The 23,771-nt window shown below is 62.6% G+C and carries 15 protein-coding genes; 4 read left to right on the forward strand and 11 right to left on the reverse strand.

Going from position 1 to position 23,771, the window contains the following annotated elements; genetic code table 11:
* Positions 1-50 precede the first annotated feature (50 nt).
* From NR164_RS24220 to NR164_RS24230, 3 genes are read right to left on the reverse strand one after another with little or no spacing between them, the layout of a single operon-like run.
* The gene (locus NR164_RS24220; RefSeq protein WP_046485794.1) at positions 51-962 is read right to left on the reverse strand and encodes a carboxylesterase; all 912 of its coding nucleotides are present in this window, start codon (positions 960-962) and stop codon (positions 51-53) included.
* Entirely contained in the window at positions 959-2,353 is a 1,395-nt protein-coding gene (locus tag NR164_RS24225) for an aspartate aminotransferase family protein (protein WP_017844600.1), read from the reverse strand. Before NR164_RS24225 ends, NR164_RS24220 begins: the two co-directional genes overlap by 4 nt.
* Positions 2,346-3,059, reverse strand: a complete 714-nt coding sequence (locus NR164_RS24230) for an MtnX-like HAD-IB family phosphatase (RefSeq protein WP_017844599.1) — start codon at positions 3,057-3,059, stop codon at positions 2,346-2,348. Before NR164_RS24230 ends, NR164_RS24225 begins: the two co-directional genes overlap by 8 nt.
* Before the next feature lie 229 nt (positions 3,060-3,288).
* On the opposite strand from NR164_RS24230, the gene NR164_RS24235 reads away from it, so the two are divergent.
* Entirely contained in the window at positions 3,289-4,059 is a 771-nt protein-coding gene (locus NR164_RS24235; protein ID WP_046384552.1) for a MipA/OmpV family protein, read from the forward strand.
* 132 nt (positions 4,060-4,191) lie between these two features.
* Here the strand turns inward: NR164_RS24235 and NR164_RS24240 are convergent, their stop codons facing one another.
* The 5 genes from NR164_RS24240 to NR164_RS24260 all read right to left on the reverse strand — a co-directional run bounded on the left by NR164_RS24240 (position 4,192) and on the right by NR164_RS24260 (position 7,742).
* Complete coding sequence (locus NR164_RS24240; protein ID WP_017844597.1) at positions 4,192-4,596, reverse strand: EamA family transporter; 405 nt, start codon at positions 4,594-4,596, stop codon at positions 4,192-4,194.
* Positions 4,593-4,973 (reverse strand): transporter, encoded by a 381-nt coding sequence (locus NR164_RS24245; protein ID WP_017844596.1) that lies wholly within the window; start codon positions 4,971-4,973, stop codon positions 4,593-4,595. Before NR164_RS24245 ends, NR164_RS24240 begins: the two co-directional genes overlap by 4 nt.
* Positions 4,970-5,890, reverse strand: a complete 921-nt coding sequence (locus NR164_RS24250) for an arginase (protein ID WP_256823350.1) — start codon at positions 5,888-5,890, stop codon at positions 4,970-4,972. The genes NR164_RS24245 and NR164_RS24250 overlap by 4 nt, the downstream gene beginning before the upstream one ends.
* A gap of 123 nt (positions 5,891-6,013) precedes the next feature.
* Positions 6,014-6,667, reverse strand: a complete 654-nt coding sequence (locus NR164_RS24255; RefSeq protein ID WP_046384553.1) for a DsbA family oxidoreductase — start codon at positions 6,665-6,667, stop codon at positions 6,014-6,016.
* 55 nt (positions 6,668-6,722) lie between these two features.
* Entirely contained in the window at positions 6,723-7,742 is a 1,020-nt protein-coding gene (locus NR164_RS24260; protein ID WP_046384554.1) for an alpha/beta fold hydrolase, read from the reverse strand.
* 207 nt (positions 7,743-7,949) lie between these two features.
* On the opposite strand from NR164_RS24260, the gene NR164_RS24265 reads away from it, so the two are divergent.
* Positions 7,950-13,601 (forward strand): dermonecrotic toxin domain-containing protein, encoded by a 5,652-nt coding sequence (locus NR164_RS24265; protein ID WP_256823351.1) that lies wholly within the window; start codon positions 7,950-7,952, stop codon positions 13,599-13,601.
* A gap of 36 nt (positions 13,602-13,637) precedes the next feature.
* Here the strand turns inward: NR164_RS24265 and NR164_RS24270 are convergent, their stop codons facing one another.
* On the reverse strand, positions 13,638-18,572 hold the full coding sequence (locus NR164_RS24270) for a dermonecrotic toxin domain-containing protein (RefSeq protein ID WP_256823352.1): 4,935 nt from the start codon (positions 18,570-18,572) through the stop codon (positions 13,638-13,640).
* 289 nt (positions 18,573-18,861) lie between these two features.
* Here NR164_RS24270 and metR point away from each other — a divergent pair, with 289 nt between their 5' ends.
* Positions 18,862-19,779 carry a transcriptional regulator MetR gene (gene metR / locus NR164_RS24275; protein WP_017844590.1) on the forward strand — a complete coding sequence of 306 codons (918 nt, stop codon included), beginning with the start codon at positions 18,862-18,864 and terminating at the stop codon, positions 19,777-19,779.
* Positions 19,780-19,810: 31 nt separating this feature from the next.
* Here the strand turns inward: metR and NR164_RS24280 are convergent, their stop codons facing one another.
* On the reverse strand, positions 19,811-20,224 hold the full coding sequence (locus NR164_RS24280; protein ID WP_017844589.1) for an NUDIX domain-containing protein: 414 nt from the start codon (positions 20,222-20,224) through the stop codon (positions 19,811-19,813).
* Positions 20,225-20,272: 48 nt separating this feature from the next.
* Positions 20,273-21,619, reverse strand: coding sequence for an HD domain-containing phosphohydrolase (locus NR164_RS24285; protein WP_046384557.1), 1,347 nt, complete (start codon positions 21,617-21,619; stop codon positions 20,273-20,275).
* A 257-nt stretch (positions 21,620-21,876) separates the two neighbouring features.
* Here NR164_RS24285 and NR164_RS24290 point away from each other — a divergent pair, with 257 nt between their 5' ends.
* Positions 21,877-23,751, forward strand: coding sequence for a bifunctional diguanylate cyclase/phosphodiesterase (locus NR164_RS24290; protein WP_256823353.1), 1,875 nt, complete (start codon positions 21,877-21,879; stop codon positions 23,749-23,751).
* Positions 23,752-23,771 lie beyond the last annotated feature (20 nt).

Consider the following 23,771-nt stretch of genomic DNA (forward strand, 5'->3'; position numbering starts at 1 on the left):
CTCCCGCTGGACTGCGTAGCAGCCCCCTCAATGACACGCGCTCCTTACAACTAGAACGAGGTGGCAGGTTCCAGGCTCGCTTCGCTGCCTGACGCGGGCAAGCGCCCTCGCCACAACGCACCGGCGTCCACGGAAGCGGTGTGCAGCTCGACAAACTCCGCACTCAACTCGATCACCCGGCGGTATTGCAGGTCGACGGTGATCATGTGGTAGCAGTTGTCCAGCAGGATCTTGGTCACCGGCCCGCCGAGGTGACGTTCCACGTAATCGGCGTTCCAGCGGCTGGTGATGTCATCCTCGATCGAATGCAGCACCAGGGCCGGCACCTTGACCTGAGGCATGCGCTTCTTGACCACGGCGTTCATCCGGTGCAACTCGCGCACCGTGATGCCCTCCATGGTCAGCAGGCCAGCCTCGCTGCTCTCCCCTTCCTTCATCTGCCGCTCGACGATCGCCCGCAGGCGTTCGTTCTTGATGCCGTAGGGCGGCTTCTCTTCGAAGCGACAGATATGCACACCGAACGGAATTTTCATCAGCAACGGCGTAAGGAACGCCAGCTTGTTGATGCTCCAGCCGTCGTACTTCAAGGTGGTCGAATACATCAGCAGCCCGGCGACCTGGCCCGGATGCTCCGAGGCCAGGTACATCGACATCACCGCGCCCATCGACAGACCGCCGACAAACACCTGTTCATGGCGCTGGCGGACCTGGGCGAAGGTTCGGCGCAACCCTTCGTACCAGTCCAACCAGCCGGTGGCCTGCAGGTCGCTGTTGTCGCCGCAGTGCCCGGCCAGGGTGGGCACGTACACCGTGCAATTACCCACCTTGGCCAGGCCCTTGGCGACCTGGCGCAGTTCCGTCGGCGTGCCTGTCAGGCCGTGGATCAACAGGATGCCGACCGGCCCTTCACCGAGAACGAAGCCGGCATCACCCTCACCGAGGTCGATCCCGACGTTGCTCACCGTTTAGTCGCTCGCACCAGCAGTTGCTCGAGCAGCTTCAGGCCCAGTTCGATTTCCGGGTAGCTGATTTCCAGGGACGGTGCCAGGGTGATCACGTTCTTGTAGTAGCCGCCCACGTCGAGGATCAGGCCGAGTTTGCGTCCGTCCACCACCATGTCGCCTTTCATGCCTTCTTCGACCATGTAGTCCAGGGTCGCCTTGTCCGGCGTGAAACCATCCGGGCCGCAGATTTCGCAGCGCAGGGCCAGGCCCAGGCCGTCGACGTCGCCGATGATCGGGAAGCGTTTCTGCAAGTCCTGCAAGCCTTCCAGGAAGAACTTGCCCTTGGCCATGACCATCGCGCCGTAGTCGACTTCGTTGGTCATCTTGAACATTTCCAGGCCTACCGCCGTGCCCAACGGGTTGGAGGCGAAGGTGGAGTGGGTCGAACCTGGCGGGAAGATCTTCGGGTTGATCAGCTCTTCACGGGCCCAGATGCCGCCCAGCGGGTTGAGGCCGTTGGTCAGCGCCTTGCCGAACACGATCACGTCCGGTTGTACGTCGAAGTGTTCGATCGACCACAACTTGCCGGTGCGGTAGAAGCCCATCTGGATTTCGTCGGACACCATCAGGATGCCGTGCTGGTCCAGCACCTGCTTGAGCTCGCGGTAGAAGTTCATCGGCGGGATCACGTAGCCGCCGGTGCCCTGGATCGGCTCGACGTAGAACGCGGCGTATTCACTCTGGCCGACTTTCGGGTCCCACACGCCGTTGTATTCGGTCTCGAACAGGCGGGCGAATTGCTGCACGCAGTGGCTGCCGTATTCTTCCTTGGTCATGCCTTTAGGGCCGCGGAAGTGGTACGGGAACGGGATGAACTGCGCACGCTCGCCGAAGTGGCCGTAGCGACGACGGTAGCGGTAGCTGGAGGTGATCGACGACGCGCCGAGGGTGCGGCCGTGGTAGCCGCCTTCGAAGGCGAACATCAGGCTCTTGCCGTTGGTAGCGTTACGCACCACTTTCAGGGAGTCTTCGATGGACTGCGAACCGCCGACGTTGAAGTGGACGCGACCGTCGAGGCCGAACTTCTTCTTGGCGTCGACCGCGATCATTTCCGACAGCTCGATCTTGCCTTTGTGCAGGTACTGGCTGGCGATTTGCGGCAGGGTGTCGATCTGCTGTTTCAGCGCATTGTTCAAGCGCGGGTTGGCATAGCCGAAGTTGACCGCCGAGTACCACATTTGCAGGTCGAGGTAGGCCTGATCTTCGGTGTCCCACACGTAGGAGCCTTCGCAACGGCTGAAAATGCGCGGTGGCTCGATGTAGTGAACGGTGTCGCCGTAAGAGCAGTATTTGGCTTCTTTATCCAGAAGAATCTGGTCTTCGGCGCTCGCGATGCGGATATCAGACATGGTGGAAGAGTTCCTGATTTTCAATAGAGAGGTCAGTAGGGGCAAAGGTCGTGGCGTTGGCGGCGATGCCCTGTGGCAGCTTGGCCAGCAATGCGCTCACTTCGGCGAAGGTGTCGAAGCGCGCATGGGGAATGTTGTTGGCCTCGCAGTACCGGGCAAGGCTGCCCTTGGCGAAAACGAAGTCGGCAGTCGAGGCCACGCACATGTCGGACTTGCCGTCACCGATCACCAGCACGCGCTTGTTGCGCGGGGTGGATTTGCACTTGCAGTTGCCGGAAGCGGCACGGCAGGCATCGCTGGCATACGGGAAGTCGATGCGCCAGCTGTTCTGGTCGACCTGGCGCAGGCGGTTGGCGAGGATCGGCAGCAAGCTCACGTAGTTGCGCGACAGAATCCGCGCGATGCCTTGCTCGATGCCGTCGCTGACCACTTCGATGGAGGCCCCCAGGCCGATGACGTGATCGACGAAATCGGGGAAGTCCGGGTCGATCTCGACGCTGTCGAAATACGCCAGCAGCTCACTTGGGGTGGCCTTGATCAGCGCGAGTTGGCGGCTCAGGCATTCGCGGGAACCGATATGCCCATCCAACCATTCCTGCTCGATGGTTTCCCACTCGGGGCCGGCGAAGCGTTGGAGGACGTTGTCGATGACATCGGTGGGGGTAATGGTCCCGTCGAAGTCACACACGATATGCCAGTGGATCATCTGCGTTTACCTTGAGGAGGAGCGCGCTCTGTGCGCTTGCAGAAGGTGTAGAGCAGGGACTGTGCCAACTGGCCAGCACCCAATGGCGCTGGGGGTTTGCGCGGATATCAGACGGTTTTGTGTCGAAGGAGCTACAATTTTTGTAGCTTGCTACAAACAAGATGAGTGCTTGCGCCAAGGCTGCGCTTTGCGCGTTCATGCGCGCATATTCAATCAAGGAACAGTGACCATGTTCAGGATCACCTCCGCTGTATTCGCCGGGTTACTGGGGCTGTGGAGCGTTTCACAAGCCGCGCAGGCCGACGGCATCACCGGTGAAGCAGGCGCGGGTATCAGCTACCAGCCCAAGGAACCCACCGGCACCCGCTATGAAACCGCGGCCGTTCCATACCTCGACCTGGACTGGGGCGACGTGAGCCTGAGCACCGATGACGGCCTGTCCTGGAGCGCCTTGAAAACCAACGGTTTCAGCGCCGGCCCGTACATCAACTACCTGTCGCGCCGCACGTCCAACGGCGCCTTGTCGGGGCTGCGCGAAGTGTCGAGCATGGCCGAAGTCGGTGGGTTCGTGGAATACGCGCCGGCCGACTTCTGGCGCGTCTACGCCCAACTGGGTCGCGCCGTGGGCGGCGCCCAGGGTCAGGGCGGCGTGCTCGGCAAGGTCGGCGGCGAGCTGGGCTATCCGCTGGCCGGTGGGATCATCGGCAGCAGCGACCTGATGGCGCATTTTGCCGACCGACGCCAGACCAACACGTTTTTCGGCGTGAGCGATAGCGAAGCCGCCGCCTCGGGTTTCCGCCCCTACAACGCCAGCGGCGGCTTCCAGAACGTGACGTTCACCCAGAGCTTCGAGTTTCCCCTGGCGACGAAATGGTCGCTGTTGACCAGTGCCAGCTGGGTCCGCCTGGTGGGTTCGGCGGCGAACAGCAGCATCGTCAAGCAGGCCGGCGAAGTGAACCAGAGCCAGGTGCAGACGGCGATCAGCTACAAGTTCAACTGATGCACATCGATAAAAATGTGGGAGGGGGCTTGCCCCCGATAGCGCAGGGCCAGCCAATACATACGGGACTGATCTACCGCTATCGGGGGCAAGCCCCCTCCCACATGGAGCCAGTATTTCATCGCGATACTTTCAGTTTTCCTCGCCTTCGGCCAACAACCCGATCCCGACGATAATCACCCCAACGCCCACCCAGTGCAGCAGGCTGATATGTTCCCCCAGCCCCAGCCACGAACCGAGCAACACCACCACAAACACCAGCGAACTCAGCGGAAACGCCAGCGACAGGCTGCTGCGCCGCAGGATCAGCATCCACACGAAAAACGCGCCGATGTAACTGGCGATCGCCGCCAGAATCCCCGGGTTGCGCGCCACTTCGGACAACCACTGCCAGTTGAAATCCATCTGCCCCAGTTGGTCCCCGGCGACCTTGGTAAACAGCTGCCCGGCGCTCTCGGTGCAAATCAGCAACGCCCACAGCACCACGGTGCCAAGGCGTTCGTGCAACCAGCCCTGATCGATATTTTGCGTACTCATGCCTGACCCCCTGCAATCGCGACTAACATCACGCCGAAAGTAATCACCAGCGTGCCCATCCAGCGCCGGCGGCTGACGGTTTCCCCCAGCACCAGCTTGCCCGCCAGCACCACCCCGCAATAAGCCAGCGCCGCCGCCGGAAACAACAGGCTCAACGGCGCGCGGGACAAGGCTTCAAGCCAGACGAAAAACTCGATGGCGTAGGCCCCGAGCCCCGCCCACAACAACGGCGCATTGAACACCTGGCCCCAGAACGCGTTCAGGCGAAAGCCGCCCTCCAACTCCGGCAAACGGTCCAGGCCCATCTTGAAAAACAACTGGCCGACCACATCGAGCACGATGGAAAAGGCCACCAGCAACACCACGGTCAAAGTCACGGAAACAGCTCCTCAAACAGGTTGATCAGGGCTTCATTGGTCGCGGCATTGCGCTGCAGGTCCTCGACGCTCCAGCGCTCGGCCGGTGGCTGGTCGGACTTGGCCTCCCAACGCTTGAAGGCGTTACTGAACACGGGCTTGGCGAACTCGCCGCACACGTCGATGCCGATGATCCGTTTGCGCGCCGCCAGGGCCCGCAGGGCCTGGAGCAGATGGCTCAGGCGCATGCCGCCCTGGTCCCAGTTGGTGGCCGCGTCTTCGCTGGCCAGTACGTCTTTGTCGATGGTGATCCAGATGGCTTCGGTGGGCAGGCTGCTGATCATTTGCTCAAGGAATGCGGCCCAGTCCAGCTCCGCCAGGTTGCGCCAGTACAGGTAGTTTTCCTGCTGCTGGTGGCCGGCGCCATCGCCGACCCGCCCCCAGACTTTCGACGGCGGGTGCTGCCATGGAAACAGCTGCAATTGCCCGCGCGTGAGGGCGCCGAGGTTGCCGCCGCGCAGCTGCGGGTTATGCAGGTCATCGCTGCACGGGCCGAGGGTGACGATGCGCTTGATCGCCGGCATCTTCAGCGCGCGGTTGACCCACGACCCGCAGTGGCGCTTGGGCGCAAAGCGGACCCAGTCGGGGTGGTTGTCGAAGTGGATCAGGCTGATCGGTTCTTTCAGGTCGGCCAGAAATGCCGGCGTCAGGTGGTGATAATCGCCGGAGCCGACAAACAGGATTTCCGGCCGCGCGTCCGTGGGCCGGGGCCGTGCCGCCAGGCGTTCGGTGAAGCGCTTCCAGGTTTTTTCGGTGGACCACAGGCGCAGTTTCGGGCCCAGGTCCAGCAAGTCGAGACGGGTGGCATGACCACTGGCCAAACGCCGGGCAATCGGCGCCTGGCCCGTAAGGCTGTGGTCGAGGTCAAGAATATTCAAGGTAATGTTTCACCCCCAATGGCAGCGCCCAACCGGATTGCGGATGGGCTTTAGGGGGTCAATGCAAGGGACGGGCCAGGGACTCTCTTGAGGACAATGAGCCCCTCCCACATGGGACCAGCGTCAGGATCGGGATTCGCGGATGATCTGGCGAATCGCCCCGACAAACGTTTCGACCGGCTGGCCACCGCTGACCGCGTACTGCCCGTTGAACACGATGGTCGGCACCGACGTCACGCCACGGGACACCCACAGTTGTTCCTGCTCGCGCACCTCGGCGACGTATTCATCGCTGGCGAGAATCGCCGCGGCGCGTTGCGGGTCCAGGCCGACGCTCTCGGCGATACGCACCAGCGTCGCGTGATCGGACGGGTCCTGGCCATCGCTGAAATAGGCTTTGAACAGCGCTTCCTTGAGGTTGTACTGCAAGCCTTCCAACCCGGCCCAATGCAGCAGGCGATGAGCATCGAAGGTGTTGTAGATGCGGCTCTGGCCGTCGGTGCGGAACGCAAAGCCCAACTCGGCGCCCATGTCGCGGATGCGCGCACGAGTGGCCTGGGACTCTTCGGCGCTGGAGCCGTATTTCTCGGTGATGTGCTCGACGATGTTCTGGCCCTCGGCGGGCATGCCAGGGTTCAGTTCGAACGGCTGGAAGTGGATCTCGGCCTGCACCTCGCTGCCGAGCTGGTCGAGGGCTTCGGTCAGGCCGCGCAGGCCGATGACGCACCAGGGGCAGGACACATCGCTGACGAAATCGATTTTCAGGGCAGTACTCATGGTAGGCAACCTCGCTGGCATTAATGCGCCGCAAAAGCTGCACGATACACCAATGTCACAACACCTTCGCCGAGACCGGCGGCTCGATCTGCGCCCAATGGACGGCGTCTTCGCGATGGGCTTGCAGGTACGGCAGCACCGCCGCCAGCAACGGCGCCTTGAACGCTTCCTGGAAACGATGGGCCAGGCCCGGAATCAGCTTCAACTGGCTCCCCTGGATATGCGCGGCCAGGTGTACGCCGTGCATCACCGGCAACAACGGGTCGGCGGTGCCATGCACCACCAGGGTCGGCACGCGCAATTGGTTGAGCAACGGCACGCGGCTCGGTTCGGCGAGGATCGCCATGATCTGGCGTTTCACGCCCTCGGGGTTGAACGCACGGTCGTAGGACAACGCCGCCTGATGCAGCAACACCTGGCGGTCATCCTTGACATACGGGCTGCCCAGCGCGGCCAGCAAATCGGCCTGTTGCTCCAGGGCCACTGCGCGATTGGGTGCGCTGCGCCGCGACAACAATTGCACCAGCGCCGCATTCGGCGCCGGCAGGCCTTCGGCGCCGGAGCTGGTCATGATCAGCGTCAGGCTTTCCACCCGCTGCGGCGCCATCGCGGCCAGGTGCTGGGCAATCATGCCGCCCATGCTCGCCCCAAGGACATGGAATTGCCGGACCTGCAACGCATCCATCAAACCCAGGGCGTCATCGGCCATATCGGTCAGCGTGTACGGCGCCGCCACGGGCAGGCCGAGTTTGTAGCGCAACACTTCAAATGTCAGGTTGGCGCTGGCCGGAGCCTGGCGCCAGGTGGACAGGCCGACATCGCGATTGTCGTAGCGGATCACCCGGAAACCTTGCTGGCACAAGGCGACGACAACCTCGTCAGGCCAGTGGATCAGTTGCCCGCCCAGGCCCATCACCAGCAACAAGGCCGGATCGGACGCACGGCCGATGCTCTGGTAGGCGATGCTCACCTGAGCCAGATCGACCGTTTGGGTCGGGACATTGACATCACATCGAGACGCCGCAAAAGACGGCAGGCCGAACAGTAGAGCGGCCAGTAACAGCAACACGCGCATGAAAAACACCGAAACACAGAACCCCAGTAGAGCGCGAGTCTGATGAAGTTTGTTCAAGCGCGCTGCCACAGTTGCGTGACAGTTTAATGAATGTCGCTCAACGGTCGGCTCACTAACTATCTATCCCTGCGCGCCTCGTTCTCCACCTTTAAATAGGGCTCCGACCGGTAAAGCACCGTTCTGCCCCTATTTTTCGAGTGCCGTCACATGACCGATACATCCAACCCGCTCTCCCCCCTTGCCGTGCGCGATTTCCCGCCGTTTTCCCACGCGCAGGTTCGCCCCGTGGACGAAAGCCTGCTGCTGGAAGCCACGGCCCGCTGGCACGCCAGCCGCGAACAGATGCTCCGGCTCAGCATCGATGCGCCCAGTGTCCACGCCTCGCTCAACGCGTTCATCAACGAGCAACTGGACCTGGACGGCGACAGCGTGCAGTTGCACTTTGCCGCCTCCGATGAAAGACCGGCGCGCTCCATCACACTGACCCAGGCCAGTGCCTTCGTTCATCAATTTCCCGCCTACGCCGCGCTTTACCAACATTGCCGGGTGATCGGCCTGCCGGAAAGCAAAACCCAGTACGCAGCGCAACCGTTCGAGCTGGTTAAACCCTTTACCCAGCTCAACGTGGAACAGGCCCTGCGAACCGCGTGGGTCCGCTACTGGTGGTTCACGCGCGCGCCTGGCACTGCGGTCTCGCGTCGCGATCACGCGGTTGCGCAGTACAGCAGCCATCTCCAAGCCGCCGCGCAGTTGGCCTGCGCCTCGGGGGCGATCACGGCCGATCAATTGAAACCGTTGCTCACCGTCCTCGACCCGCCAAGCGGCGCGTTGCAGCTCGACGGTCAGAAGATCTACGCCGAGCAACTGCTGCTCAAACGCACCGGGTTGGCCGATGCCGAGATACCCGGTGCGCTGGTCATTACCCTGGATGCCGAGGTCGTCCTCCAGCTGTTGTACCTGCCCTCTGAAGAACCGGCGCTGAACCTGTTCAACAGCCGCGTCGGCATGGAGCAGTGGTTGCTCGATCACCCCACGCTGTTCCCCGGCGTGACGGCCATCACGCGAGACAACCTGATCGACTACCGCGAGGTCGACGAGCCCTTGCAAGCCGGCGTGACGCACCTGTTGGAACATCGCCTCAAAGAAAAGCAGGCCAGCTTGAAATACCCCCACGGCCGGGACCTCGCCGAACATGGACACAGAGCGCTGGAAGCAGCCGATAAGGTTGACCGGCAACAGCGCAGCCAGGGGGTTTTCGCCTTGCCGCCGGCATCCGCGCTCGCTCCCGCCGAGGACGACGCGCCCCTCGACAGCGCGCCCATAGTCTTCGCCGGACTGACCGCCGACCTGCCCCTGACCCAGCGCCGCCACGCGCTGTCGCGGCAACAACAGCCGCTCTTCGGTACGGTGCAAGCGCCTGCCATATTGCCGCCGCCGAGCGATGAGCAACAGGCCACGTTGCGCAGCCAACTCAACCGCTTGCACGAGGCGCAACAGCAAGCCCACGAAGCGGCCAGCGCGCTGTGGAATCAACCCCAGAACCAGCTATTGGAGCTGTCCCAACAGGCCAACCCCGACTATCACCGCTTGCTCCAGGCACGGCTGAACGGGCTGCTTGCCGAAGCCAGCCTGCAGCGCCAACTCAACCAGATCAGCCCGGCCGGGTACGCCATGCTCCTGGCCGCGCTTGACCCGCTCAACGCGCCAGACCCCGAACTCAAAGTGTCGGTGGCGACCTTGACGCTGTCGATCCGCGAGCGCAGCAACGACGCAATCAACACCCAGCGCAAAGAACTGGACGGCGTGCTGCTGATCACCCTGGAAGCGGCGCTGCTCGATGCGTCAACGCCTCAGGACCTGTTGTTGTACTGGCCGGGCAGCCAGGGCGGGCTGCAGCACTTCGCTTCGCGCCAGGCGCTTGAACAGTGGCTCGGCGTAACGCCCTCGGACGCGTCGTCGCTGGAACTGGCCCTGCTCAATCAGACCCCGTTCGAGTACAGCCTCACCGTGCAACTCGACGACTGGGTCGCCCAGATCGAAGCGATGCTTCGCCGCGCCCCGGACGACACCGAGCGCCAAGCCCGGGAGCTGCAACCCATGCGCGTGCAAGCGATCCAGGAACTGGGCGTATCGACCAACACCGCGCGCGAACTGGCCTATGCGCAGCTTCTGGAGCAGCAGCAGAGCGGCGCACTGGCGGCGCAACTGCCGGTCTGGCTCGGCCAGGTTTCAGCGGCCGACAGGGCCGAACTCAAGGCCCTGCTGGAGCGCTACATCGTGGCGTTGCAACGCGCCGATGAAGTATTGAACCTGAAGCTGCCGCTGATCAGCAGTTTTTGCACAAAACGCCTGCACGCAAGGCTGTCCCGGGACTTCTCGCTCAAACAACCGTTCAGCGTTCAGCTCGACGTTCCCGAATCGGTCACGCATCAACAGCATTTCGTCGGAGCCCCTGGCGCGCCGGGCACTCCGACCAAGACGGTGCAGGTCCCCAGCGCCACCCGGGTCAAAATGAGCCTGGATGAGCTGGCGCTGAGCAACATCGATACGCCGATCGCCGAGCGCTTGACGTTCATGAAGGTCGAGGTCAGCAGCCAGGACGCCACGGAAGGCCAGGCACTCACCGCCGGGCTCAGCGCCAACTACCTGCGCAAGCTGGTGCCGGAACTGGACCTGGCCCAAGCGTATGAAGACCTGATCGTCGAGGCTTACCAAGGCTCGGATCGCGAAACGGACTTCAGCCGTGACTATCGCCTCGAATGCCTGCTCGAACCTCAGCGCCTGATGCTTACGCTCCAGGGGCGCCTGGCGTTCCTGCAAAAGCACATCACGGCCACCGAACTGAACACCTTCAACATCGCCGTGAATGCCAGCACGGCCGAAGCCTGGCGCGCCGATGGCAATGACATTGAGTTGCTCCCCGCCCACCTCAGTGTCGGCGGGCCAGACACCCAGGACGGTTCAAGCACGTTGTCCGGCGTCACCTTCATCCGTCAGAAAAACTCCGGGCTCACCCTGCTCTATCTGCCCGAGAGCCCGGACGGCCACTACCTGCGCAGCTACGCCAACCTTGAAGCCGCGCGGCTGGCGCTGTACCGCCTGTGCCTGAGCAGCACAATGGTCAATTACCTGGCCGGCCGCGCCTTGCTGGGCAACGTGGCCAACCACGTCAGCCGGATCAATCAAGCGGTGCTCCGGCATTTCGACGCGCTGATCGGCGTCGGCCGCCCCTGGCCCGTCACCACGTCGCTGGCCGGCCATTTGCTCAACGCGCAAATGGGCCGCGTCAAGGAGGCCCACCGCGCCAGTTCCCGTTCCAACAGCGACCTGTACCTGGAACGCTATGCCATCAAAGGCGTGCAGGCCTTCAGCTATATCAAGATGGCGCTCGGCGTGGTCCCCGTGGTGGGTACGGTGATCGGCCTTTACGACGGCTGGGTCAGCGCCAATGACGCGGTAGATGCATTTCGACGCGGCGATCATGCCCAAGGCATGCACGACATCACCCAGGTCCTGCAATCAATGATCGACGCCGGCGTGGATGTGGCCGGCGGGGTGCTGATCACGCCCAACGCAGCGCGCACGCGCACGCTTGGGCGCCAGTTGCGCAATGCCTTCAAGGGCGGCCGCTACCTGCAACCGCCCATGAGCCGCAAGGCGCGCCGCATCGCCGAGCGCTTCAGCGGGTATGAGTACGACAAGGAGATCGCCCTGGCCCATCTGACCCCGGCGAGCCACGGTATTTATCGCAACATCTACCGCCATGCCGACGGCCACTTCATCGTGCGGCAGGGCAACGTCTATCAGGTCGAACTGCAGAACGGCCATTGGCGCTTGAGCGGCAACGCGCTGAAAACCTACAAACAACCGATTGCCCTGGATGACGCCGGCCAATGGGACACCCACTTCGGCGTCTACGGCACCGCGCAACCGGCGGGCCTGGCGGGCGGCGGCGGCGTGCTCGGGCACCTGGCGGACACCCTCGAGCCGCTCTGGCCGATGGCGATTCGACAACGACTGCCGATCTGGTGGACCGATCATGTCCTGCGCCGCCAACTGGCGCTCAGCAATGCGCTCAATACGCTGAGCAGTCGGCTCGACGCTCAACTGGCCGCGACCAGCAACCTGCAACACCTGTCCAACCAAAGCGACTTCGCCACCCGCAAGACATTGCAGCCAACCCTTGATCAGGCCTACACCCAGGACATCGAGCTGGCGATTCAGCAGACCAACGCCATTCAGGACGTGATCGCCTCCACCCCCAACAGAGAGCACCTGGCCCTCCAAGGCTTGCAAAGCCGCGCTGCCTTGATTGTCACCAGCAGAGCCGTGGAGCGCCTGAAAGTCGCCGCGGCCGCGCTGCAGGAATTGACCGGGCAATTCGCTGATATCCAGGTGCCGCCAGCACGCCCCGCCGCCATTCTGCAGTTTCTGCAAACCCGCAAAGGTCTCAGCCAGAAAATCGTGCAGGAACTCGACCGGATCGACCGCATCTTCCTGGTCATGAACGAATGGAGCAGCCAGATCAACCTGGCAGCGCTGGAGGCCGATCTGCGCCTCCAAGGCAGAAGCACGCGCAGGACCGCGCAACAGATCGACGCGGACCTGCAAAATACGCGCACGCTGGTGGGCGAGGCTCGCGATGACGCGGCGCGCTGGAACGAGCTCTACGATGAAGGGTTTCGCACGCACCTGCGCACCGTCCACAGCATCGATACGTTCAACCGCTACGATCACGTCAGCGATCCTTCCTGGTTGTATTTGCAAAGTGAGGTCAATCGCGTCTATCTCGACGCTCACCTGGCCCTGAACACGCATTTCGCACTGACAAAAACGCCCACCACCGTCAGCCAGCGCACGCGGATCCTCAATGAATGTATCGATGCCTACGCGCGGTTCAGCCTCAGCGTTAAAACCTTGAGCGCAGGCTACCCGCAACATTTTGACCTGGATAACCTGGACGCCTTGCTGAACAACCTCGAGCGCATGATTCAACTGGCCCGCCACCGTATCGGCACAACACCTCGCCTGCGGCGCCCGCAGCTCGATGAACCCCAAGGGACGGTGTTTGAAAGCGAAGACAACCGGCTGCTGATCGGCATAAAAAACACCGACCCTCGCACCAACACCACGCGCTACACCATCGACAACCTCAGCGGCCACACCGAGACCTGGGAGCAACGCCCGGACGGTCGGGCCCAGCGCCAACCGGCGCCGCCCGTGGAGTTCCCGGCGGAGGCGAACGTGAAGTCGGTGATGGTGAGCGAAGCCCAGAACCGCCTGCGCGCCGTGCCGGCGTACCAGGCCAAAGTCGACGCCTATGCCCGCCAGGGCATGTTGCCGGTGGACCTTGAACACATGCTGGTCAGCGAAGCCGCCGAACTCACCTTGCGCGCAAACCGCATCGCGCGCCTTGACCCCGAGGAGCCGAGCCTCCAGCCATTGCGCACGACCGCCAGCGAACTGACCGCCGCCGGCCGCGCCTTGCGCACCCGACAATCGTTGGCCAGCCGCAAACCCACCGACGGCATGCTCGATGACCTGGTCAGGCATCACGTGGTCGAGGTGCGTCGAACCGCGTCGATGAGCGAACTGGCGAGGCGTGCCAACGGGCATCGCGACTTCATGCAGGAATATGAAGTCTGGGACCTGACCGCCACCCCGCCGCGCCCGTTGTGGTACGCGCACTTTCATTACAACCGCCGCACGGCGATCTTCGAGGAATTCGAAAAGGCCCACCTGAAACTGCCGGAGCATCGTTACTTGACCCATGCCGACGACCCGTCGCTGCCGTTTTCGGACATCGGCAGGCAGTCCGCTGCATTGCCGCATATCCGGCCGCTGTGGGTTGCCCAATAACCGCGCCGGCCTGCGGCTGTCAGCGGAGCGCTTCGGTCACAGCGTCAAAAACAGTTTTTCATCCAGCGGCGGGCCGATCCGCGCCCTGACGATCTGTTCCACCACGCGGTTATTGCCCGCCTCGGCCACCAGGTCTTTCTGGGTCTTGGTGCGCTGCGACGGGATCTTCAGGTGCGCCGCCGTGTAGAGATTGCGCGGCGAACCTTTGGCCGGGTAGTGGAAATGGGCATACCACAAGACGTCGACCTTGCCTTTTTCACGCACGGCGTACTCGGTGAAGACATCGCCGCTTTTGGTCGCGATGTCTCGCTGGACCAGGTTGATGTCGACGAACCCGTGCTTCCACAGGTAGTCGATGTTTTCCGGTTTGGGGGGTAGGAGCTTGTAGCCATCGGCGCAATGTTGGCGGGCCTTGGCAAGCAGTTCGTCCGCCGCCGTGCGCCACTGTTTGACCCATTGTTCGGTTTCGGGATTGCTGCCGTGACGGGTTTCGGCCTGCAAGGCGGTCGCCTGAAGCCGCTCGGCCTGGGCTTGCAGCATGTCGTTCCAGTCCAGCGGGTTGATGCCCTCCCGGCGTTGCGGGTCGTTGAGTTTGCGTTTCTGGAACGCGATCGTGCGTTCAATGCCGGCGTTTTCTTCGAGCAGTTTCCTGGCGTCGGACTTGAGCGTTGACAGCGACTTGGGCGATGACGCGGGCCGTGCGGGTTGCGCGGGAACGATCTTCACCCACTCGCCCTCGCTCGCGTGTTCGCTGTAACTGGCGACCGACCGACCGGATTGCGGGTCCAGCACATCGATGATCGCGCCGGAGCCTGCCGCCTGGGGGCGCGCGGTGCCGATCAGGGTTTCCTTGTCGCGGGTCTTGAACGTGCGCTGGCCCGCCGGTTTTTGCCGTTGATCGATACGCACGACGGCGGCAGGCACCAGCGCTTGTTCCTCGCGCATCACTTCGGCCAGGTCGGTTTGGGCATCGTTGATCACATCGCGCAGGCGTTCGGCAAACAGCTGCTGATACTCGGTTCGCTGAAGGCCGGGATTCGTGTCCTGTATCGCCAGGCTGTCGCTGAGCACGCGCTGGTAGGTGCCGACGACGGTTTCCAGCGTCGCCTTGCGTTCGCTCAAGCTGTAACCGGTGTACTGCCGCAGGTCCAGGTGAGCGTTGTAGACGGGGATCAGGTTGGTTGAACTCAAGCGCTGCAGGTAAAACGACTCCACTGGGTCGCTCGTTCGCGCATAGCGATCGAGGCTCAGTTCTTTGAGGTTGGTCAGGCTGGTCAGCTTCATGCGCAGGGCCGTAATCGCAGGTGGCTGTCGCTCTTGCTGCTTGAGGAAGTGCGCGGCCTTGGTTTTGCCGAACGACGAATCGTCCGTCCATTTCTCCAGCACGGCGGCGGAGGCCAGGGCGGCTTCCCGCACGCTTTCCAAGTCGCGGTAAACCCTGGCGAAGTTGTCCATCAGCTCGATATACGTGCTTTTGGAGCCGGTCCTTGCCTCGCTCACCACCTCCGCCATCGAGCGTCCACTGGGGACGTGTTGATTGCTGTCTTCGGCCAGCGTGGTGTAGAACTGTTCGATTTCACGGTAGTTGTCGAGCACCGTCTCATAGAGATTGGAGCGCGCCTGTTTTTCTTCGGAAAGATCATCCACTGCGCCGAGTTTTTTCGGCACCAGATGGTCAATGGCGGTCTGAGCCGCCGCACTGTGTACCTCAGTGCGTTGCTTGAGTTGCACGAGTTGCTGGTCGATGGTCTGCCTGAGGTTCTTCGTGAGTTCCAACTGCGCCAGGTAAGGTGCGATAAAGCGCTGTTGATGCTCCCCGGTGGTGGACAGCCCCCACAGCGTGCGCAGTTTTTTACGGCCGTTGTAGTAGTCGGTAATGCTCGCAATCACTTGATTACGCGAGTCTGCCCTCGGTCCATCCAATACAAGTGCGGCCTCGACGGCCTGACTGAACGCTTCCCCTCGCGCCTGTTGTGCCTGCCTGTTTTGTTTGACCCGCTCGGCGACGCCGCTCTTGCGCGGCATGCCACCGCGCAGCCGGGGGCGACTGTCGAAACTCCAGCGCCCCTGTGCGTCACGCCTGATCGGCGGGCCGGTACGCGCGCGGTTGTTCGCGTCGATGATGAACACCCCGTCGAGGTCGTTGGCCACCCGGAACCACTGCTTGTCGATGTTGGCGTACAGCCTGCCCTGGCTCAGGTACAAGCCCTGTTTTGGCCCCTCGGCAATCGCCGCACCGACATCGCCCGGCGCGGCTACCCGGAATGACTCGATCTGCGCGAGCTGGCCGGGGCTCAGGCGGCGCGGGCTGGAGAACGCAAAATCCAGCATGCTCGCATGACCGCCGATGGCGCCGGCAGAAGGCTCCACACTGCCTTGGCGGATGCTCGCGCGATGGACGCCCGGCGTCTGGCCCGGGGCGCGGCGCAGCGGGCCATCGTTGGGCGCGATGGCTTTGAGAGCGTCAAGCGTCAGCGGCGGCTGCGCGGCGTCGGCGGGCGCGGAATGGGTCAAGACCATGCCCATATTGAGCAACAGGTCCACCAAGCTGGCCGTGCTGTCGCCCTGGGCGGCGGGGTTGGACAGTGTGCGGATATCGTCCTCGCTACCGGCCAACTGCAACAACCACCCCGCCATCGCCCCAGGCCCACGCAACACGGGTAACAGGGTGTTGAACAACAACCCGCCCAGTTCCTTGAAGGAAGCCCAGCGGCTCTGCGCGTCCGATACCGATTGCCCCTGGGCCAGGTTCACCAGGCTGTGGGTGTTGCTCTGGTACAGGTGCTGCATCAGACGCCCTTGCTCCAGGTCCTGGCGTAATGTGCTGGCGGCGTCATAGCCGTCCACGGCGAGTGTCGTCGGTGCCGGTTGGGCGGGCGCGTCGAACTCGTTGAAGACGCTGTAGCGGGCAATGTTGGGAATCTTGAAGCCGCCGTTGCCGTACACCGCGCGCGTCCTGTCGTCGGGCAACCAGGCCAGCACGCTTTGCTGCAAGGGGCCGGGCTGTTGCACCGCCTCCAGCAGCGCTTGGCGCGTGGCAAATTCCTGCAATACCGGGGACAACATCGGCCGGTAGAGAAGGTGCGGGCCGACAGCCGCATTCGCTGGCTCGATGACGAACATGTTCTGGACTACATCGGGTGTCGCGCCGGACTTGCGGATAAACGCCAGGGGCCGCATGACGATGTCTTGCCCGTCGACCTGTTTCGCTCCAGCGCCGGGCGTCAGCAGCGCCTCCACATACCGGTAACCGTGCGCGGTGATGCCCGCTTCGCCCTTGAGCTTGAGCTCCAGCGCCTGCATCGCCAGTTGGCGCGGGACTTGTTGGGCGAACAAGGCGCTGCGCCGACGTGACTCATCGCTGTCACCCAGCAGGTGGGTTTGCAGCAACGCAGGATAGTGTTTGCCGATGTCCACCTGACTGACGATGTCTTTCAAGCGCTGCGGCATTGCTGGGTCGCTGATCGGTTGACCGAAGTGGCGCACTTCGATTTCGCCCTTGGGCAGCCCGGCCAGATTGCGCAAGGCCATGTCGGTCAGGCTCATCGTGACGCGCTCGATGTAGCCGCTGCCCAACGTGCCGACCGGTACTTTGAAGGTGACGTCGAGGTGGTCCGCGAGCAGCCCGGTGTTCTGCAACTGCGCTTGCAGCTGTTGCTGGGTATAGGTGCGAATATCGGGGATGTCCGAAAAAAAGTTACGCCCCTGGTTGCGTTGGACATCGCTGGCCAGTTCGAGGGCGTGGCGATGGTAGGCAAGGCGGTCGGCCGGGTCGGCGTTGCGCATCCACTGCGGCAGTTTTTCCTGCAGCCGTGACAGTTCCGCGGAATCTGCGGCATAGGCGCCGACAAACCACGGGCTCGGATCACTGAGCACGCTGAAGCGCTGCTCCAGAACCTGGAGGCTGCCGGCTGGCGGGAGTTCGATGCTGTCTATCGCCTGCAACTGGTTATTCAGAATGATGCCCGCTTGCGCATCGAAGATATTCGCGTCCGGCTCCTGGCGTTTCCAGGTCAAGTGGTCGAAGACGAAGTCGTTTTCCAGCGTCTCGCCCCAGGCCTTGCCGAAGGCTTCCAGCGAGTCGTAAGGGGTGATCTGGCCGTTGGCCGCGGCATGCAGAACCTGGGTGCTGGCGCCGATCTGACGGGTGAGCAAAAGATCCGGGCTGAGCTGGGTGGAGGCACCGCCACCGTAGCGGACGCTGGTGTCGAGCACGAAGACCCGGGCGGCGTCGTCGCCGTTGGCACTCACGCGTTGCGCACGCTCGGGCCAGGTGACCACCTGGTCAAGGGTGGCGCGTTGCGCATCGGTAAGGCCGGGCTGTTTCAGCGCCGCACTGCGCAGGTTGTCGCTGAGCATGCCGCTGAGCCACAACCAGCGGTTGTCCGCCCCGCCAGCATTTTGTCCCCAGTAACGGGTCAAGGCTCGCGCAAACGCGTCTTTGAGGCTGGGCCGAAGGCTGCGGATCGCCAGTTCGATGGCCGACATGTCGATGTCTTCGCGCCGGTTGCCTGAAGCGTCGGGGACTCTGAGGGTGGTGCCGGTTCCTTGTTTGACCAGTTTCTGCGGCCATGAATACTTGTCGGTGAAATCGATATCGGCCCCGCTGGCCAGGTGGTTGAGTGCGACATCCAGCAGCGGGGTCAAGCGGTATTGAACCGGGTTTTCCGCGATCGGTTCTGCCACCGAGGTCCGCGCCACGTCGAATTCCAGCGCTGGATACAGGCTGTTGATCGCCTCGCCGAGCATGTCCCTGACAACCGAGCGCACGTCGGGCCGCGTCGCGAACTGGCTGCTGACGGCGTGGGCGGCGAGGTGGCTGGCGCGGGGCCGGGGTTGCACCTCGGCGATGGCGCCGGCACGGCTCAGGGAGGTGGACGCGGGTGCAGGGGGCGAAGGGGTTGGATTGGCCGGTGGTACAGCGGGGTACAGACGAGGGATGAAGGGCATTGCAGCGGCGCTAGCGGTCATGGGGCACATCCTTGGCGGGGCAATACGGTGTCGTCCCAACGACGCATGGAGCGCTCTTCGGGACGAATGTCGCGGCAAAAATACCCACTCATCCCTACGGTGAAACAAGAAATGCGTAATTGACTATGTCGACACACGCGGGGCCCGCCGGGGCTCCGGGCCAGCGCCGTTTCGCAATGTATGGCGGGATATGAACCTCATGCGCCGGCCGGCAGGTCGACAGCTCGCGCAACATGAGACAAACTCACCCTATTCGAATTGCTCATCAATATTGTTCATGGAGACCACGGTGCTGGAAATCCGCCACCTGAAAACCCTGCACGCCTTGCGCGAGGCCGACAGCCTGGTCGAAGCCGCCGAACGCCTGCACTTGACCCAATCCGCCCTGTCCCACCAGTTCAAAGAACTGGAGGAGCGGTTGGGCATGCCGTTGTTCGTGCGCAAGACCAAACCGGTGCGTTTCACCAGCGCCGGCCTGCGCCTGCTGCAACTGGCGGACGCCACCCTGCCCCTGCTGCGCGGCGCCGAGCGCGACATTGCGCGCCTGGCCGGTGGCACCGCCGGGCGCCTGCACATGGCTATCGAATGCCACAGCTGCTTCCAGTGGCTGATGCCGACCATCGACCAGTTCCGCGATGCCTGGCCCGAGGTCGAGCTGGACCTGGCGTCCGGTTTCGCCTTCGCCCCGCTGCCGGCCCTGGCCCGTGGCGACCTGGACCTGGTGGTCACTTCCGACCCTCTGGAGCTGCCGGGCATCACGTATGTGCCGCTGTTCACCTACGAAGCCATGCTGGCCGTGGCCAACCAGCACCCCCTGGCGAACAAGTCGTACATCGTGCCGCAAGACCTGCTCAGCGAAACCCTGATCACCTACCCGGTGGAACGCGACCGCCTGGATATTTTCACCCGCTTCCTCGAACCCGCCGATGTCGAACCGGCCCAGGTACGCACCTCGGAGCTGACGGTGATGATGATGCAACTGGTCGCCAGCGGTCGTGGTGTTTGCGGCATGCCGCATTGGGCGCTGCATGAATACAGCTCGCGCGGTTACGTCAAGGCCAAGCGCCTGGGTGAGAAAGGCCTGTTTGCGACGCTGTATGCGGGGATTCGTGCAGACATGCTGGACGCGCCGTACATGCGCGACTTCCTGCTGACGGCCAAGGACACGTCGTTTTCCACACTGGATGGGGTCAGCGCCGTGCGTTGAGGGGCACGGCTCAGTCCTTGGAACCCGCCAATCAGGCGGTGGTGGTCAGCGATTTGCGATAAAACGGCAGGATCAGCTCACGCGTCAAGGGCGCCAGGTGCAGGCCGCCGTCTCCGGCCGGGTCGATCCAGCGCACTTCTTCGATCTCGGCGGCCGGGGTCACCGGCACGTCGATCCGTACCTGGAACAGTTCGGCTTGCACCGTAAAACCTGGCTCGTTGGCGGCCGGGGCCGAGAAACGGCCGAGGTAGACCGCCTGGCTCGGCTCGATGCGCAAGTTCAGCTCTTCGTGCAGCTCACGGGCCAGCGCTTCGACCGGTTGTTCGCCGGCATCGATCTTGCCGCCCGGTTGCATGAATGCCTGAGTGCCGCGCTTGCGCACCAGCAACGTCTGGCCGTCGCCGCCGATCAGGAGCGCGGCGGCGATACGGATAGTGGTTGGCATGGAGAAAATCACCTTGAATGCAAAGACACAATGATCCCATGAAGCGCCTCAGCTCAAAAGATGGGGCTCTTCCGGTTCGCGGATAAATACGCTGTACTTGGCGCCCTCCATGGCTTCAAACGCGATCAGCTTGTCCACCAGCGGCAAGTTGAGCACTTTGCCGGCATTGAGCAGCAACATGCCGTTATCGGCGTTGAGGTTGCGCGCCAGGATCATGCCGTCGGCCAGTTCGCGGGTGCTCAGCACTTTGACACTCGGGTCGCCCAGGGTCACGTCGTTGAGGAACGCGGCGCAGGCCAGGACGAAGTCTTCGACCATGTCCGGATCATAGAGCCGCCCCGCGTACTTGCGGATGTACAGCAGTGCTTCATCGCTGTTCATCTGCCGTTCCAGGATCAGGCCCTTCTGCAGTTCGATGAAGTCCACCGCCAGTTTGAGCAAGCGCGCGCCTACGGGAATCGTTTCACCCTTGAGGTGATCGGGAAACCCGGTGCCGTCCCACCGCTCCTGGTGATGGCGGATCAGCCGTGCGGCGTCCTTCATCGGCTCGAGCGTCATCAGCAACGACTCGCTCTGCGCCGGGTATGCGCGATAGCGTTCGCGGTCGTTGCTGTGCAGCAGTTCCGACGGGACGGCCATCATGCCGTCGCTCCAGCTCAATTTGCCGATGTTGTAGAGCGCGGCGGCCATGGTCAGGTCACGGGCGCTGGCTTCGTCCAGCGCCTGGGCTTTGCAGTACACGCGGATCAGCTCGATCAACTGGCGGTTGGTCTGCTTCTGCTTGGGCAGGCGCAGGTTGGCCAGCAGCGAAAACACTTCGGTGCCGGTCACATAGCTGCGCTTGAGCTCGTCGTAGGCCAGGTCGAGCATGTCGGCGGTTTGCTGCAGCTCGCTGGTGCGCGCTTCGACGCGCTTTTCCAGGGTGGCGTTGAGGGCCTTCAACTGCTCGTTCTGATCGCGGGTCAACTGCTCAAGACGCACGCGCTCGCGTTCGGAATGCTGGTGTTCCAGGGACTGGCGCAACGTCAGGAGCATTTCCTCGTCGTTCCAGGGCTTGCTGATATAGCGGTGGATCTGACCTTCGTTGATCGCCTTGATCATCATGGTCATGTCGGCATAGCCGGTCAGCAGGATGCGCGTGGTGGCCGGGTACAGGCGGTGGGTCTCGGCCAGCAGCATCGCCCCGTCCATCGCGGGCATGCGCGCGTCGGTCATGAGCAGGTCGACGGGCTCGGCGGCCATGATTTCCAGGGCCTGGGCACCACTGCTGGCCAGCAGCACATCATAAGGCTGGCCCCGCAGCAGGCGGCGCAGGCTGTTGAGGATCGATTCTTCATCGTCGACCAGCAAAATAGTAGGTCGGTAAGGGGACGTCGTAGCAGTTTGTTCATCCATGGCGACACCTCCTGGCGATGGTACTCGGTTGCTTCATTGCGCCCTGGCGTGATCGATCGCTGTACTTGCATAAGCAATGAGCGCTAGATGCACGCTGGGGTAACTGAGGGTGATTTGACGCCAACTGGCGTACTTATTCAAGGGACCCGGCTATGCTAGTAGCATGAAGCCATGACTGTTCCCTGTTTATTGAAGCATTCAAGGTAAGGAAGCCCGATGCGTAAGAATCTTCAGTTGCCTGCGTCCCGGTGTCAGCCATGAATCCGTGCTCAGGAAGGGCCAATCGACGGGTGCTGATCGTCGATGACGCGGCCTCCATCCACGAGGATTTCCGCAAGATCCTGTGCGCCGATACCACAGGCGGCCAGTCCCTGGACAGCATCGAAGAAACCCTGTTCGGCACCGCCCCCACCGTGCGCCAGACTTTCGTGCTGGACTCTGCCTATCAGGGCCAGGAAGCCCTCGCCCTGGTCAACCAGGCCCTGGCTGACAACGCGCCCTACGCCCTGGTGTTCATCGATATGCGTATGCCGCCGGGCTGGGACGGCCTGGAAACCATCGAACAACTGTGGAACGTCGACCCGAACCTGCAGATCGCCCTGTGTACGGCCTACTCGGACTATTCCTTCGAAGCCATCGAAGCGCGCATCCAATACAGCGACCAGTTGCTGATCCTGAAAAAGCCGTTCGACAACCTGGAAATCCGCCAGATGGCCAGCGCGCTGACCTGGAAATGGCAGCTGGCCCAGGATGCCGCGCTCAAACTGATGGGGTTGGAGCGCACGGTCGAAGAACGCGTGCAGGAACTGCTGAAGGTCTCACATCTGCTGCAATACGACGCCCTGACCGAACTGCCCAACAGCACCCTGCTGGGCGACCGGCTGACGCAGGCCATTGCCGTCTGCAGGCGCCATGACACCCAGTTGGCCGTGATGTTTATCGGCCTGGACCGCTTCAAGCGCATCAACAATGCCCTGGGCTATCCGGTCGGCGATGAAATGCTCAAGCAGGTCAGCCAAAGCCTGGTGGCCACGGTGCGCGCGTCGGATTCGGTGTTTCGCTACGGCTCCGACCAGTTTGTGCTGATCCTCAACGACATCAAGCATCCCCAGCAAACCCAGTACATTGCCGAAAAACTGCTCGGTGCCATCAGCACGACACACTATGTGGCCGGGCATGACTTGAGTGTCACCGCAAGCCTGGGCATCAGCATCTACCCCAACGACAGTTTCAGCGCGGTGGAGCTGATCAAGAACGCCGAAACCGCCATGCACACCAGCAAAGCCCATGGCCCCAACGACTTCAGTTTCTTCGTCAACGAGATGAACCTGCGCGCCCAGGCTCAGCAGAGCCTGGAAAGCGCGATCCGGCAGGGCTTGCAGCGCGATGAGTTCATTTTGCACTACCAACCGAAACTGGATTTGAGCAGCGGGCGGATCGTCGGCGCCGAAGCCCTGATTCGCTGGCACCAGCCCGATCACGGCTGGATCTACCCGTCAGCCTTCATTCCGGTGGCCGAAGACAGCGGCCTGATCGTGCCCTTGAGCCAATGGGTGTTGCGCCAAGCCTGCGAGCAAGCACAAGCCTGGCGCGCCGCCGGCCTGCCTGCACTGTGTATCTCGGTGAATATTTCGGCGATTGATTTTCGCCAGCGCAATTTTGTCGCCAACCTGGCGGCCATTCTGCAACGCACCGGCCTGACGCCCAGTTTGCTTGAACTGGAGATCACCGAGAGCGTACTGATGCAAAACGTCGAGGACACGCTCGTCACCCTGCAAGACATCAAGGCCTTGGGCGTGCGGCTGTCGATCGACGATTTCGGCACCGGCTATTCCAGCCTCAGTTACTTGCGCCGGTTTCCCATCGATGTGTTGAAGATCGATCAATCCTTCGTGCGCGGCCTGGGCGAAAACAGCCAGGATGCACAACTGATCAGTGCCATCATCAGCCTGGGCAAGAGTCTGGACTTGAACATCATTGCCGAAGGCGTCGAAACGTTTGAGCAATTGGCGTTCCTCAGAGCCCATCGTTGTGAGGAGGGCCAGGGTTTCCTGTTCAGCAAAGCCGTGGCGGCCGCTGAATTCGCCCAATTGATGCAAGCCGGGCAACGCAGCCTGATGCCCCCCCAGTGACTGTCTATTCAAGGAACGAA

This window comes from Pseudomonas sp. Pse79 (assembly GCF_024519615.1).
GTDB classification, from domain to species: domain Bacteria; phylum Pseudomonadota; class Gammaproteobacteria; order Pseudomonadales; family Pseudomonadaceae; genus Aquipseudomonas; species Aquipseudomonas veronii.